The organism is Trinickia caryophylli, assembly GCF_034424545.1.
GTDB classification, from domain to species: domain Bacteria; phylum Pseudomonadota; class Gammaproteobacteria; order Burkholderiales; family Burkholderiaceae; genus Trinickia; species Trinickia caryophylli.
In genome coordinates, this window is sequence record NZ_CP139970.1 from 789,702 (window position 1) to 803,924 (window position 14,223).

12 protein-coding genes are annotated in these 14,223 nt (G+C 63.4%); 3 read left to right on the forward strand and 9 right to left on the reverse strand.

Features of this window, described 5'->3' with window-relative positions:
* Nucleotides 1-88 precede the first annotated feature (88 nt).
* Nucleotides 89-2,083 carry a beta-galactosidase gene (locus U0034_RS03545; protein WP_085224266.1) on the reverse strand — a complete coding sequence of 665 codons (1,995 nt, stop codon included), beginning with the start codon at nucleotides 2,081-2,083 and terminating at the stop codon, nucleotides 89-91.
* 11 nt (nucleotides 2,084-2,094) lie between these two features.
* Complete coding sequence (locus U0034_RS03550) at nucleotides 2,095-3,264, reverse strand: ABC transporter ATP-binding protein (RefSeq protein ID WP_085224264.1); 1,170 nt, start codon at nucleotides 3,262-3,264, stop codon at nucleotides 2,095-2,097.
* A gap of 206 nt (nucleotides 3,265-3,470) precedes the next feature.
* Between U0034_RS03550 and U0034_RS03555 the strand changes: the two genes are divergently transcribed.
* Complete coding sequence (locus U0034_RS03555; RefSeq protein WP_085224262.1) at nucleotides 3,471-4,535, forward strand: LacI family DNA-binding transcriptional regulator; 1,065 nt, start codon at nucleotides 3,471-3,473, stop codon at nucleotides 4,533-4,535.
* Nucleotides 4,536-4,647: 112 nt separating this feature from the next.
* The gene (locus U0034_RS03560) at nucleotides 4,648-5,175 is read left to right on the forward strand and encodes a low affinity iron permease family protein (RefSeq protein ID WP_085224259.1); all 528 of its coding nucleotides are present in this window, start codon (nucleotides 4,648-4,650) and stop codon (nucleotides 5,173-5,175) included.
* Here the strand turns inward: U0034_RS03560 and adhE are convergent.
* The 6 genes from adhE to U0034_RS03590 form a co-directional block, all read right to left on the reverse strand.
* Nucleotides 5,165-7,840: a bifunctional acetaldehyde-CoA/alcohol dehydrogenase gene (gene adhE, locus U0034_RS03565; RefSeq protein WP_085224257.1), complete on the reverse strand. Its 2,676-nt coding sequence runs from the start codon at nucleotides 7,838-7,840 to the stop codon at nucleotides 5,165-5,167. The two genes, U0034_RS03560 and adhE, sit on opposite strands and share 11 nt — an antisense overlap.
* Before the next feature lie 130 nt (nucleotides 7,841-7,970).
* Nucleotides 7,971-9,074: a porin gene (locus U0034_RS03570; RefSeq protein WP_085224255.1), complete on the reverse strand. Its 1,104-nt coding sequence runs from the start codon at nucleotides 9,072-9,074 to the stop codon at nucleotides 7,971-7,973.
* Between the two features lie 117 nt (nucleotides 9,075-9,191).
* Nucleotides 9,192-9,653, reverse strand: a complete 462-nt coding sequence (locus U0034_RS03575) for a PNPOx family protein (protein ID WP_085224253.1) — start codon at nucleotides 9,651-9,653, stop codon at nucleotides 9,192-9,194.
* 71 nt (nucleotides 9,654-9,724) lie between these two features.
* Nucleotides 9,725-10,441 (reverse strand): DUF554 domain-containing protein, encoded by a 717-nt coding sequence (locus U0034_RS03580; RefSeq protein ID WP_085224251.1) that lies wholly within the window; start codon nucleotides 10,439-10,441, stop codon nucleotides 9,725-9,727.
* Between the two features lie 64 nt (nucleotides 10,442-10,505).
* On the reverse strand, nucleotides 10,506-11,078 hold the full coding sequence (locus U0034_RS03585; RefSeq protein WP_085224249.1) for a UbiX family flavin prenyltransferase: 573 nt from the start codon (nucleotides 11,076-11,078) through the stop codon (nucleotides 10,506-10,508).
* Nucleotides 11,075-12,574, reverse strand: coding sequence for a UbiD family decarboxylase (locus U0034_RS03590; RefSeq protein WP_085224247.1), 1,500 nt, complete (start codon nucleotides 12,572-12,574; stop codon nucleotides 11,075-11,077). Before U0034_RS03590 ends, U0034_RS03585 begins: the two co-directional genes overlap by 4 nt.
* 190 nt (nucleotides 12,575-12,764) lie before the next feature.
* On the opposite strand from U0034_RS03590, the gene U0034_RS03595 reads away from it, so the two are divergent.
* On the forward strand, nucleotides 12,765-13,670 hold the full coding sequence (locus U0034_RS03595) for a LysR family transcriptional regulator (protein WP_085224245.1): 906 nt from the start codon (nucleotides 12,765-12,767) through the stop codon (nucleotides 13,668-13,670).
* Here U0034_RS03595 and U0034_RS03600 read toward each other — a convergent pair.
* The gene (locus U0034_RS03600) at nucleotides 13,667-14,218 is read right to left on the reverse strand and encodes a D-glycero-alpha-D-manno-heptose-1,7-bisphosphate 7-phosphatase (RefSeq protein ID WP_233211986.1); all 552 of its coding nucleotides are present in this window, start codon (nucleotides 14,216-14,218) and stop codon (nucleotides 13,667-13,669) included. The two genes, U0034_RS03595 and U0034_RS03600, sit on opposite strands and share 4 nt — an antisense overlap.
* Between the last annotated feature and the right edge of the window lie 5 nt (nucleotides 14,219-14,223).

Consider the following 14,223-nt stretch of genomic DNA (forward strand, 5'->3'; position numbering starts at 1 on the left):
TTATGGTCCGTCGTCACTGCCTTGCACTGCAAGCCGGCGGCGTTGGCGCGCCGGCACCTGTCAAGCCGGGCGAGTCAAGCGCTGCGAGTCAAGTGTTGCGATAAGCCGCTACGCCCCGCGGCTCCACACTCGGCCCACCGATCACGAATGCGTCCGCCCCTGCTTCGGCTGCGTCGATTCGATAGGCCTCGTCCTCGTAGTTGAACACATAGGTCAGCCCGCCGCGTCGGCTCACGCGCACGCCGTCCGGCAACCTCATCGTCTCGAGTTGCGCGCGCGCCGCGATCGCGGCAAACCATTCGCGCGTCAGTGCTTCGTCGAAAAGGCTCGTGAGGTAATGCATCGCGCCGAACCGCACGTAAGCCGGATGGCCGTCATCAAAACGCGCGACGACTTCGTGCGCGGCCTCGTCTCGCAACTCGACGAGGTCGCGCCAATGGCGGCCGTAGCCGGCCGGCGTGGCGCCAGCCTGTGACGTTTCCGATGAATGAACCGGCATGCGCACGCTCGGGCGCACCGATTCCACGCGCCACACGCGCATCGGCATGCATTGCGCGAGAGGGCCCGGCGGCAGGTTCGCGGGAATCTGCAGATCGGCCGTCTTCGAGCCCGTGCGCGGACCGACCACCACTTGCGCGCCCGAACGGGCAAGGCGTGCCGCGAAATCGTCAGGCACGATCGGCAGCGGCGGCACGACGATCATGCGATATCCGTCGAGCGGCGCGTCGGCGGGAACCACGTCCACGTCGAGCCCGAGCGCGCGCAGAGCCGAGTAATACTCGAACGCGAAGCGCGGGTAATGGAAGTCCGCGCCTTGCGGATGGATTTCGAAGAGCCACTTCGCCGGGTAATCGTAGACGAGCGCGACGCGGGCACGCACGCTCGCACGGGCCTCGGCGTGCGCCTGGTCGAGCGCGCGGATTTCGTCTGCCACGCGCGCGGCCTCGCCGCCGCCCATGTCGAGCCGGTTGTCGGGCGTATTGAGGCCCGCGTGCATCTGCTCCTGCGCGAATGGCGCCTGCCGCCAGCGGAAATACGATACGCAGCCCGCGCCGTGCGCGAACGCTTCCCAGCTCCAAAGCCGCACCATGCCCGGCAGGGGCGACGGATTCCAGTGCGCCCAATTCACCGGCCCCGGCTGCTGCTCCATCACCCAGAACGGTTGCTTCGACATTCCGCGATAGACGTCATGATTGAACGAAGCGAAATCGGGATGCCCGGTGCGCAGCCAGCGACCTTTCACCTCGGCGTCGAACCATTGCTCCTCGAGCGCACCGAGCGGATAGCTGTCCCACGCGGCGATGTCGAGATCGCTCGCCACCGCATAGTGATCGAACTCCGTGAAAAGCTGCATGAAATTGTGCGCGATCGGACGGCCCGGCGAATGGGCGCGGATGATCTCCACTTGCATGCGGTTGAACCGCGCCACCTCGTCCGATGCAAAACGGCGATAGTCGAGCCGATGCGAGGGATGCGCCTCCGTCACCGTCGCGACGGGCGCGTCGATTTCGTCGAAGCTGCGATACTCCATGCTCCAGAATACGGTGCCCCAGGCGCGATTGAGCGCCTCGACGTTTCCGTAGCGCGCACGCAGCCATTCGCGGAATCGCGCCACGGCTGCGTTCGAATAGCTGACGACCGTCTGATGGCAGCCGTATTCGTTGTCGGTTTGCCAGAACGCCACGCCGGGATGGTTGCCGTAGTGGGCCGCCACGGCCGTGCAGATCGCGCGCGCGGCTTCGTAGTACGACGGCGAGGAAAAATCGTAATGCCGGCGCGAGCCGAAATGGCGCGCGCGCCCATCGGCGCCGACCGGGAGGATATCGGGGTGCCGGTCGACGAGCCACTTCGGCGGCGTGGCCGTCGGGGTGCACATGACGATCTGGAGTCCAGCCCGATGGAGCGTGTCCACCGCGCGATCGAGCCACGCCCAATCGTATTGCCCCGGCGTGGGCTCGATGCGGCTCCATGCGAACTCCGCAATGCGCACGCGCTCGATGCCGAGCGTCTTCATGCGCCGCGCGTCTTCTTCCCACATCGTTTCCGGCCAGTGTTCCGGGTAGTAGCAGACTCCCAGGTGCATCCCCCCTCCCCTTATGCGTGATGTTCGATCGATGAAAGCGGTGCAACGGCGAAGCCGTCGTCCGTAAACAGATGGCAGGCGCTTGGCGGGGCGCCGATTGCGATGCGCTCGCCGGTGCGGCAGGCGGCATCGCCCGGCACCTTGGCGATCAGCGCGACGCCGTCCGGCTCGTCGAGATGAACGCAGGTCTGCTCGCCGAGCCGCTCGATCAGATGGATCTCGCGCGTAAGCCGGAGCACCGATGCGCCGCCACCCTCGTCCGCGCTCCCCGTCGGGGCGACGAACGACAGATGCTCGGGCCGCACGCCCAAGGCCACGGGCTGCCCCGCCTGCAACGCCGTGCCGTCGAGCGGCAGCCGCACTGCCTCCGCCGTGCGCGCGACGGCGACCGTGACGCCCGCCGCGTCGACGGCAACGACCTTCGCGGGCAGAAAATTCATGCGCGGCGAGCCGATGAAGCCCGCCACGAACCGGCTCGCGGGGCGATGGTAAAGATCGAGCGGCGCACCGATCTGCGCGATGCTGCCGTAACGTGTCGTGTCTTTGCCCGCATGCAGCAAGACGATCTTGTCGGCAAGCGTCATCGCCTCGGTCTGATCGTGCGTGACGTATACGACGCTCGCTTTTGCGAATTGGCGATGCAACCGCGCGATCTCGATGCGCGTTTGGCCGCGCAGCGTCGCATCCAGGTTCGAAAGGGGTTCGTCGAAGAGAAAAACGCCGGGCTCGCGTACGATCGCCCGCCCGATCGCCACGCGCTGCCGCTGACCGCCCGAGAGCGCCTTCGGCCGCCGATCGAGCAACGCGTCGAGTTGCAGGATGCGGGCCGCCTCGCGCACGCGGCGCTCGATGTCGGCTTTCGGCGTCTTGGCGAGCTTGAGTCCGAATGCCATGTTCTCGAACACGGTCATGTGCGGAAAGAGCGCATAACTCTGAAAGACCATGGCTACGCCGCGCTCCGCGGCCGGCACGTCATTCACCACGCGCCCCCCGATGCGCACCTCGCCCGCGCTCGGGTCCTCGAGCCCCGCGATCATCCTCAACAGCGTGGATTTGCCGCAGCCGGACGGCCCGAGGAAGACGCAAAACTCGCTCTCGCCGATATCGAGGTCGACATTGCGCACGACGGGCGCCGCGTCGCCGTAAGCTTTCTCCAGACCTTTCAACGAAATGCTCGCCATACCTCACGCTCCATGATCTAATCGCGTCGATTGCGGAGGTTAAGCGCTTAATCAGCAGACCAAAAAGAAAATCGATCGCGTGTCGATCGATCGGTGCGGCCTGCCGCTGTCTCCGAAATCGTTGATCTTTGCAGCGCATAGTGCCGTCAGTTTCGGCTCGCTGCAAACTTTGAATGGCCGTCCCACATTTTGAACGAATCGATCCAATGGCCACCATCAACGAAGTCGCCCGGCTGGCTGGCGTCACCCCGGCGACCGTATCGAACGTGCTCCGCAATCGTGGCCGCGTGGGCGAATCCACACGCCAGCGCGTGCGCGAAGCGATCGACACGCTGGGCTACCGGCCGCATCTGGCGGCGCGCGCGCTTGCCGAGGGCCGTGCGCCCACACTCGCGCTGATGGTGTCGAGCATCGCCAATCCGTTCTATCCCGAGTTCGCACTCGCCGTGGAAAGCGAAGCGCGGGCATCCGGCCACTTCGTTATCATCTGCAATACGAACAGCGATCCGGCGATGGGCCGCGCGTATCTGGAGCAGATCGGCGGCACGCTGTCAGAAGGCGTACTCGTCATGAATGCGAACCTCGATTTTGCCGACCTGCATGCCACGCAGGCGCGCGGCGCGCCGGTCGTGCTCTGCATGTGGGAACGTCCGGACGAGCCGCCGGGGTTGCCCTGCGTGGCCGTCGATTTCGTATTGGCGGGCCGCATCGCCGGCCAGCACCTGCTCGGGCTGGGCCATCGCCGCATCGGCGCAATCGTCGGCAGCAAAGCATCGGGGATTCATACGCCGCGCCATGAAGGGTTCGTGTCGGCGATGCAGGCCGCGGGGCACGCCTTCGATGAACGCCTGACGCACCACGCGCCCGATACGATCCAGGGCGGCTACGATGCGGCGCACGCGCTGCTGAGCGAGCACCCCGACCTCACGGCCCTCTTCGCGACCAACGATCTGCCCGCGCTCGGCGCGATTCATGCGGCCGCCGATCTCGGGCGCGAGGTTCCTCGGGATCTGTCGGTCGTCGGTATCACCGACATTCAGCTGGCGCGCGAATCGCGCCCGGCATTGACGACCGTCGCGGTGCCTACCGAGGAAGCCGCACGAGAGGCCGTGGCGTTGCTGCGCAGCCTGATCGCCACTGGCGCATCAGATCCCGCGCAGGGTGCGGCGGTGTGCCGGACGTCCGCACCGCAACTCGTCGTGCGGGGATCCACGGCACCGCCTGCCGGACACGGTGCGCGCAACGGGACGCGACGGTCGCCGGGCAACTGATACGCCCTTCGTCTCTGCGCCAACGCGGCACACGCCTTGCTCGCCACTGCAATGTTCGCGCCGTCGCCCGCCGGCGGCGTCCCATCCAGCCTGCGGCCAAAGGAGACACGAGATGCATGCGTCGAAAAAGCACCCCCTGTCTGCGCAAAACGCCGAGACCGTACCGAAATCTTCGCTGCCCGCCTACCCGGGCGGACATCCGGTCACGCGCGCCTTCGATAGCTTCGCGAGCACCATCACACGTTGGGCAGGCTCGCCGATCGCATTCGGGCTCGCGGTGATCGTCGTCCTCACATGGGCCGTCACCGGCCCGCTCTTTCATTACTCGGACGCGTGGCAACTCGTCATCAATACGGGTACCACGGTTGTCACGTTTCTCATGGTGTTTCTCATTCAACAAAGCCAAAACAAGGACAGCGTTGCCATTCATCTGAAGCTCAACGAGCTGGTGGCCGCCAATCGGGCGGCCAACAGCGAACTCATCGGCATCGAGGACATCTCGGAAGAGGACCTGCGCAAGATTGCCGATGCCTACCTCGCGCTGGCGAAAAAAGCCGATGCGACGAAGGCCGAGAAGCAGGCAGTCGAGCAATCGGTCGACGAAGCCAAAAGCCGGCCTGGCGGCAAGGCTAAGCGGTAGGCTCGCGCGACTCGGGAAACGGCGCCGTCACGGTTGCGCGCGCCGACCCTGCAACCCCCTCGTCGTAGGCGTCGATGTAGCGCCGGCCGTAATAGCTGTCGAGCAGCAACTGCCGCAATTCCGACATTAGCGGATAACGAGGGTTGGCCCCGGTACATTGATCGTCGAATGCATTGCCGGCGAGTTCGTCGAGTCGCTCGAGAAAGAGCGTCTCGGGAACGCCGGCCTCGCGAATCGACGCCGGAATGCCTAGCGTCGCCTTGAGGGCTTCGATCCAGCCAATCAGCGCATCGACTTTCTCGCCGTCGTTGCGCCCGCCGAGCGCGAGCGCGTCGGCGATCTCCGCATACCGACAGCGCGCTACCGGCCGGTCGTACTGGCTGAACGCTGTCTGTTTGGCCGGCACGTCGGCCGCGTTGTAGCGCACGACGTTCGAAATCAGCAGCGCATTGGCGAGCCCGTGCGCGAGACCGAACTCGGCGCCGAGTTTGTGCGCCATCGAGTGACAGACGCCGAGAAATGCATTGGCGAACGCGATGCCGGCCAGCGTCGCCGCGTTGTGCACCTGCTCGCGCGCTTTCGGATCCGCCGCGCCGTTCAAATAGGCCGAAGGCAGATGCTGCTGCAGCAACCTGAGCGCCTGCACGGCCTGCGCGTTCGAATATTCGTTAGCCATGACGGACACATATGCCTCGAGCGCATGCGTGACCGCGTCTATGCCGCCAAACGCGGTAAGACTTTTCGGCATGTTCATGACGAGGTTGGCGTCCACGATGGCCATGCCGGGCGTGAGCGCATAGTCCGCAATCGGGTATTTGGTGCCTGTGGCTTCGTCGGTCACGACGGCAAAGGGCGTCACCTCGGAGCCCGTGCCCGAAGTCGTCGGAACAGCCACGAGTTCGGCCTTCGCGCCCATCGCAGGGAAGCGGTAGATCCGCTTTCGGATATCCATGAAGCGCAGGGCCAATTCCTCGAAGCGAACCGTCGGATGCTCGTACATCACCCACATGATCTTGGCCGCATCCATCGGGCTACCCCCGCCGAATGCGACGATGACGTCGGGCCGGAACGCCTCCAGCGCGGCCACCCCTTTGCGCACGATAGCCAGCGTAGGGTCGGCCTGAACCTCGTGAAATACTTCGACATCGATGCCCTTGCCTTCCAGCAGACGAACGATTTCGTCGACACGGCCATGATTGAAAAGGTAGGCGTCCGTAACGATCAGCGCGCGCTTTTTTCCCGCCAGATCGTCGAGCGCAAACGGCAGGCAGCCGCGCCGGAAATAGATACTTCGCGGCAGTTTGTGCCACAGCATGTTTTCGGCTCTCTTGGCCACGGTCTTCATATTGATCAGATGCCTCGGGCCGACATTCTCCGAAACGGAATTGCCGCCCCACGAGCCGCATCCGAGCGTGAGCGACGGCCCGAGCTTGAAGTTGTACAGGTCGCCGATACCGCCATGCGACGCCGGCGTATTGACCAGGATTCTCGCGGTCTTCATGCGCTCGCCGAAATAACGGACGCGATCGTTCCGCGCATCTTGATCGGTGTAAAGCACCGAGGTGTGGCCGATGCCGTCAAGGGCCACGAGCGCTTCGGCGCTCGCCACCGCCTCATGAAAGTCGCGCGCGCGATACATGGCGAGCGTTGGCGAAAGCTTCTCGTGAGCGAAGGCTTCGTCGGCACCGCATGAACTGACCTCGCCTATCAGCACCTTGGTAAAGGGCGGCACCTCGATGCCCGCCATCCCGGCGATCCGCACGGCCGACTGCCCGACGATGTCGCCGTTCAGCCTGCCGCCCACGACGAGAATCCTGCGCACGGCGTCGCGCTCCTCGTCGTCGAGCACATAGCCGCCCGCGCGTTGAAATCGGGCCCGGGCTGCTTCGTATACCGCATCGACGATGACGACCGATTGCTCCGACGCACACACCACGCCGTTATCGAACGTTTTAGACATGAGCACGGAAGCGACCATCCGCTTGATGTCGGCCGTTTCATCGACGACGACGGGCGTGTTCCCTGCGCCGACGCCGATCGCCGGCTTGCCCGACGAGTAAGCCGCCCTCACCATGCCGGGCCCCCCGGTCGCGAGAATCAACGCGATATCGCGGTGGTGCATGAGATGGTTCGTCAGCTCGACCGACGGCTGATCGATCCAGCCGATGATGTCGCGCGGCGCGCCGGCAGCCACGGCAGCCTCGAGCACATGGCGCGCGGCTTCGCAGGTGCAGCGCCGCGCGCGGGGGTGCGGGCTCAGGATCACGCCGTTGCGGGTTTTCAACGCGATCAACGCCTTGAAGATTGCCGTGGACGTCGGGTTCGTCGTCGGCACGATGCCGCAGATCACTCCGAGCGGTTCGGCAATCGTGATAGTCCCGTGCAGGTCGTCTACCGCGACGATGCCGCAGGTCTTTTCGTCTTTGTAGGCGTTGTAAATGTACTCGGACGCGAAGTGATTCTTGATGACCTTGTCTTCGAGCACCCCCATGCCGGTTTCCGCCACGGCCATCCGGGCCAGCGCGATGCGCGCATCGGCGGCGGCCAGCGCCGCGTGTCTGAAAATCTCGTCGACCCGCGCTTGCGAGAAGCCGGCGAATATCCGCTGTGCCGCGTTCACGCGCGCAACGAGATCGTCGAGCGCGTCAATGTTCGTTACCGCCATCGTTGACTCCTTCTATTGAAACTGCTTCGTCGGCTTCACGCGACGTCCTCGGCGCGACGTCGGCCGACATGGCGACGGTTGTGGGTGTCGACGAACAAGTAATCATGATTTCGCCTGCTGAAACCGGCATTCAAAAGCGTGTATGCATGCCGACTCGCACGACGGCCTGCGACGCGTCGCTCGACGCGTAGGCGGTGCTGTTCATTCCGCTCAGTTGCGCCGAGGCACCTGAATTGGCCCGTTGATAGACGCCGAGCAGATACACGCTCGTACGTTTGGACAAGGCGTAATCTAGAATCCCGGCGAACTGATGCGCGTGGTTGTTATCGACGACGTCATTGCCCTTCATGTACATGTATGACGCGCCAGCGCTGAGCGCAGGCGCGAAGTTGTAGCGTGCGCCAATGGATCCTTCATAGACGGATCCTCCGTTGGCCGAGTTGTGCACCGTCGTGAACAACGCATTCGTCATCCAGGCGCCGAAGCGATAATGCGTGCCGATGCCCCAGTTGCGCACGCTGACCTGCGGCGATCCGCTCGTGTATGTCTTGATGTTGGTGTAGGCCGCATCGATGCCGAACGGGCCCTGCGCATAGTCGAGCGCAAAGCTCTGCGAATTGCCGGCGCCGACCGAGCCGGCCACGCCGCCGAAGCCATACATCGCACCGAAACTGAACCCGCCGAACTTGGGCGAGACGTACTTGACCGTATTCGAAACGGCCTCGCCGCTCATGCGGTCCCAGTCGAACGCGCCGGTGGGATTGCCCGGCAAGGCGAGCTTCTGAAACGGCCCGGCCCTGTAATCGTAAAAGTGGCCGGCGAGTTCCGCCGGATCGTCGCCCGAAAAGAAGAGCGAATCCGACATGAAATCGTATTGATTACCGAATGTGAGCTTGCCGAAGCGGTCGTTGTCGAGTCCCACGTAGGACGTACGCGTAAAGAGGCTCTTGCCCGACATGAACGAGCCGTCATCGACATGAAACTGATTGACGAGCGAGAAAATCGCCTTCGTTCCTCCGCCGAGATCCTCGGTGCCACGGATACCCCAGAGGTTCGGGCCATTGACGCCGTCGTCCATTAGCAGATTGTGCTTGCCGCCTTCGTTGCTGACGTAGGACACACCCGTATCGATCTGGCCGAAGAGCGCGATACTGCTTTGCGCGTGCGCCAAAGTGGCCAGGCATGCGCCGGCCGTAACCGCTGCGATCGCCGCGTGCTGCTTTCTGACTCGCATTGCGTAATACCTTTATAAATTTAGTTGTCCTAATTGATTCCACGACTCGAAAAGACCGATCCTCCGCCGGGGCAACCGCGTCCCGTTCCTTCGCGTGCGCGGGAACGGCTTCGATCGTCAGGCCGGCACCCTCACCGCGGGTGCCGGCCTGACGATCCGTTGCCAATGCGACTTCTGGGCAAAGACGAGGCGGTTATCGGTGAACTTGACGTCCTCCAGGCGCAGGCGCCAGAGATCGGTCGTTCTGAGCCGTGCAATCGGATGACGCGCGAGATAGAGACTCGACGCGGCGCGACGCTCCGCGCCCGTCAGACACTCCGCCCACGCCCCGAACTGCACGCCGCGTATGTCGCGAATACGCTCCGGCTGCGCGCCGATCGTTCCCGCCACGGCCGGCGAGTCGCGCATCGCCATACCGTGGCGCGTCTGAACGCTCGTCATGACGATGAGGCTCGCCGCCGGCTCGTCGAACGCGTAAAAGCAACTCGCGGCCCACGGCATGCCCCGGTCCACCACCGCCAGACCGAGCACATGGTGCGCGACGATGAATTCGGCTATCGGTGCAGGTAACCGGGACATGGAGAACCCCCTCTCGCTATTTATCGGCAAAGTGGACCGCAAGGTCTTCCGAAACACATACCGTCATGCGTTCAATGCACGTAGGTCGCCCACAGATGCGAGAACGGCATCACGAGCAGGAGCGCTGGCAGCATGTTGGCCACGGGGAAAGGCTTCACGCCGCAGATCCGAAACCCCGTCGCGAGCATGATGAGACCGCCTGCCGCGGAGAAGTCGGCCATCATCTCGGGCGTCGTCATCGGCAGGATCTTGACCGCGAGCACCGCCAGCGCCATCTGGATCGCGAGCTGCGGCACCGCGATCGTCGCAACGGCATAACCGAGCGCCGTCGCGAAGATCGCCGAGGTGAAGAGATCGAGAATCGTCTTGATGTAGAGAATCGACGGGTCGCCCGTCATGCCCTCGTGCATCGCGCCGAAGATGCCCGTACCGCTTGCGCAAAACAGCACGAGAATGGCCACGAAGCGATTCGTGAACTCCTCGTGACTGAGCTCCCCCTTCGACGGCAAGTAGCGTTCGATAACGCCGCGCGTCACACCAGCGGCGGTGCCGATCCGCTTCTCGAGCTGGATGATCTCCCCGAGTGCCGCACCGAGCACCATCGCCAGCACGACGGCGGGCATGAACTTGACCTTCACCACGAGCATGATGCCGAGCCCCATCGAGCAAAGCCCGAAAGTCTGCGGCAAAGCAACGCGCAAGCGCTCCGACAATCGCTGGCCGAGAAAGGCGCCCGCAACCCCACCTGCAATAACGGCAGAGCCATTGAACCAGGGTCCGATGAACATATCCTTCTTCCTTGAGTTTTCCTAACTGTTTTGTCGCGCCGGCCCCGGGAGGGGACCAGCGAAGTCAAGCCGCCAGTTCGCGCCAGCGCGGCAGCGAGGGCACTTCGAGTTCGAACAGATCGAGTGCCCGGCCCACGCTGTGGGTCAGGACGTCGTCGAGCGTCGCCGGCCTCTGATACAGCGCCGGCACCGGCGGAAACACGATGCCGCCCATCTCCGTCACGCGCCGCATGTTGTCGATGTGCGCGAGTGTCAGCGGCGTCTCGCGCGCCATCAGCACGAGCCGCCTGCGCTCCTTCAGCACGACGTCCGCCGCCCGGGTCAGCAGATTGTCCGAGCACGCATGAGCGATCGCTGCGAGCGAGCGCATCGAGCAAGGCGCCACCAACATGCCTATCGTCTTGAACGAGCCACTCGAGATCGATGCGCCGAGGTCGGACGCCGCATGCACCTGATCGGCAAGCGCATGCACCTGGTTCCGGTCATATTCGGTTTCGAGCGAGCGCGTCAGCTCCGCGCCACGCGAGAGCACGAGATGGACTTCGATATCCATGAGCCGGAGCAATTGCAACGCTTTGACGCCGTACTGAAAGCCGGTTGCGCCGCTGATCCCGACGATGATGCGCTGGCGGTTCATGCGGTATCCCCGGTAAAGTCGGGCAGGAATCGCCGGACGTCGACCTCCTTGAATTTAGACCGCTGGAAATGCGCCTTCAGATGGAACGGCACGGTGCAGTCGAAAATCGTCTTGCAGGACGTCCCCTGCTGCGGAATCGTCGGGCTGAACTCCGGAACTTGCGACGGATCGAGCGGGTGGCAACGCACGCCCGGAATCGTGACGGTGCTCACGTCACCCTGGTAGCGCGTTTGCATCGCCCAGAGAATGTCGTCCGTATCGAAGATGTCGACGTCCTCATCGACGAGAATCACATGCTTGAGCTCAGGGAACGCCGCGAACGCGAGCAATGCGGCCTGCCGCTGGCGCCCTTCGTCGACCGGCGCGGATTTCCTGAACTGCAGCACGGCAAGCAGCTTGCCGCCGCCCGCGGCATGCGCATTGACGTTGAGCAGCCGGCCCGGCATCGCGCGCTCGACCATCTGCAAAATGCTGGCCTCCGTCGGAATGCCAGCCATGTTGACGTGCTCCTCGCCCGGGCCGACGGTGGTCTGCAGGATCGGATTGCGTCGATGCGTCACGGCCTTGACCTTGATGACCGGCAGCGCCGCCTTGGCTTCGCCCGTGTAGCCCGGGAACTCGGGCATGGCTTTGCCGGTATCGGTATTCTGGTCTTCGCGCAAACGCACGTTGGGCAGCAGTTCGCCCTCGATCACCACCTCCGCGTGAGCGATGGCGCGCGCGCCCACGCTCACGCAATCGGTCAGCTCGACCGCGCGACCACGGATCGCACCGGCGACATTGAGCTCGTCGAAGCCCTGCGGCGTAGTGGGCGGCTCGAAGCAGGCTGCGATTTCGATTGCGGGGTCGACGCCGATGCTGATCGAGATCGGCAGTGCCTTGCCCGCCTTTTCCGCCTTCTGACGGAATGCCTCGATATGACGCCCGGGCGTGAGCCACATCGAAAGTTCGTCGCGGCTTTGCACGCAGAGCCGATGGATCGTAATGTCGGACTCGTTCGTCTCGGGGTCGGACGCGTAGCAAAGCCCCATCGTGATGTAAGGGCCCGCATCCTCCTCGGTATTGGTGGGCGCCGGCAGGAGCGTACGCAAGTCGAAGTTCGGGTCCGTCGCGAGGTGAACGACTTCCTGGCACTGAGCCTTGTCCTTTCCCACAACGACCGGCGGAATCGGATTCTGCACCGCGTCCTTCAGCAGGAAGCCCAGTTTCTGCGGCTCGCAGCCCAGCAGCTTACCCACGCGCTTTCTCGAACCCACGAGACCGATCGTCACGCGAAAGCCTGGAAAGCCCTTGACCTTGTTGAAGACCATCGCGGGGCCGCCCCGGCGCGTCGGACGCTGGCATGTGCCGCCCGCGCCCACGTAGCGATAGACGCCCGAAAGCTCGGCGGTGGGATCGACTTCGGTGTCCGTTTGTACCAGCTCGCCCGGAATATCGGACAGCAGTTGCAACGCCGAACGCAGATCGTATACCTGCGACTTATTTTCGCGCTTCATATCTCGCATCGTTTTCTCCAGAAATTATCGGATGTGGTGCGAGACACAATATAGGCTCGGGCGTTAGCGCATGAGAATTACCGTTTTGGTACTCGAAGCCAACCAAAAAGATATCGCCGAATTCAATTGATCCAGATCAAAACCGGACTGGCGATTGCGAGATACGATCGGCCGGTATGCTGGAGATACTATGGATTTGAAGCGCCTACGTTACTTTTGCGCGGTGATCGAGCAGGGCACCATCGCCAAAGCGGCACGTGTGCTCAACATCTCCCAACCTCCGCTCAGCAAGAGGCTTCAGGAACTGGAAGAAGAGATCGGAGCACCGCTCTTCTCGCGCGGCACCAAGAAGGTCGAACCCACCGCCGCGGGACATCACCTTTATCGGCGTGCCTGCGAGATATTGCGCGGCGTTGAAGACGCAACCAGAGAAACGATCTCCCTGGCAAGAACCGAGACACGAACATTACGCATCGGTTTGACACATCTTTATCAGAATTATTTCCAGAATTTCATGCTTGAGTTAAACAAGAGAAATCCTGGAATTCAGATTGGTGTTTCAATTTCAGACTCGAGTCATCTGGAAAGGCTGTTGCAGAACAAGCTGATCGATATTGCGTTGATTCAACACCCGGAGCACGTGGATGGATACAGCTGCATCGATCTGGAGCCCGTGAGGCTCGTTGCCGTCGTCGGGCGCGCCTTGTCGGGCGTCGCGCCCCGCGGCGCCGCGACGCTCGCGGAAGTCGGCCATTGGCCCCTGGTGCTGCTCAGGCGTGCGGAAGGGCTCGGCACTTTCGATCGCCTGCAACATAAACTACGTGAGGTCGGCATACGGCCCAACGTAGTGCACTACATCTCGCAGCCGGGCGTCATACTCAATCTGATCGAATCGGGTCTGCCGGCAGCGGCGTTGCTGCCGGCGTCCGAAGTCGATCCGGGCCGCTGGCCTCAATGCGAGGTAATCGAAATCGAGCCGCGCGTCGACGTGTTCTACCCATCGATCGTCAAGCTGACCGCTGCACCTCACGTGCCAGAAGTGATGGACATCGTCGACGAGGGATATCGGTTCTCGGAAAAGGAATTCCGCTGCTAGGTGCCGGTACTGGCGAAGCTTCCTCCAAACAACCACGCATCGAGCTGCGCGAGCGACCGGACGACGAGATCCGGCTCGGGCGTACACGGCTCGCCCCGGTCGTTCAGCAAAATCGTCTTTCCGACGCCGGCCGCCCTGCCCGCCGCTATGTCGCTGGGCTTGTCGCCCACGAGGGCCGAACGGGCCGGATCGAGCCGAAGATCGCTGCACGCGCGCACGATCATGCCGGGGTTCGGCTTGCGATCGCACGACTCCGTCTTGTAGCGACCGAGCCCGTGCTCGGGGTGAAACGGGCAGAAGTAGACAGCATCGAGCGTCACGCCATGCGCGGTGAACCGGCCGCGCATCCACTCCGTCAGATCGTGGAATTCCCGTTCGGTGTAATAGCCGCGCCCGATCCCGGCCTGATTCGTCACGACGACGAGCGCCATGCCCGCCGTCATCGCGTGCGCGCACAGATCGAAGATGCCTTCGACGAATTCGAAATCCTCTCGCCGATGGACGTAGTGCTTGTCGACGTTGATCACGCCATCGCGGTCGAGAAACAAGGCCG

Coding starts and splice junctions, on each gene's coding strand:
- U0034_RS03545 (WP_085224266.1), bottom strand. CDS start 2,083: ATGCACCTGGGAGTCTGCTACTACCCGGAACACTGGCCGGAAACGATG.
- U0034_RS03550 (WP_085224264.1), bottom strand. CDS start 3,264: ATGGCGAGCATTTCGTTGAAAGGTCTGGAGAAAGCTTACGGCGACGCG.
- U0034_RS03555 (WP_085224262.1), top strand. CDS start 3,471: ATGGCCACCATCAACGAAGTCGCCCGGCTGGCTGGCGTCACCCCGGCG.
- U0034_RS03560 (WP_085224259.1), top strand. CDS start 4,648: ATGCATGCGTCGAAAAAGCACCCCCTGTCTGCGCAAAACGCCGAGACC.
- adhE (WP_085224257.1), bottom strand. CDS start 7,840: ATGGCGGTAACGAACATTGACGCGCTCGACGATCTCGTTGCGCGCGTG.
- U0034_RS03570 (WP_085224255.1), bottom strand. CDS start 9,074: ATGCGAGTCAGAAAGCAGCACGCGGCGATCGCAGCGGTTACGGCCGGC.
- U0034_RS03575 (WP_085224253.1), bottom strand. CDS start 9,653: ATGTCCCGGTTACCTGCACCGATAGCCGAATTCATCGTCGCGCACCAT.
- U0034_RS03580 (WP_085224251.1), bottom strand. CDS start 10,441: ATGTTCATCGGACCCTGGTTCAATGGCTCTGCCGTTATTGCAGGTGGG.
- U0034_RS03585 (WP_085224249.1), bottom strand. CDS start 11,078: ATGAACCGCCAGCGCATCATCGTCGGGATCAGCGGCGCAACCGGCTTT.
- U0034_RS03590 (WP_085224247.1), bottom strand. CDS start 12,574: ATGAAGCGCGAAAATAAGTCGCAGGTATACGATCTGCGTTCGGCGTTG.
- U0034_RS03595 (WP_085224245.1), top strand. CDS start 12,765: ATGGATTTGAAGCGCCTACGTTACTTTTGCGCGGTGATCGAGCAGGGC.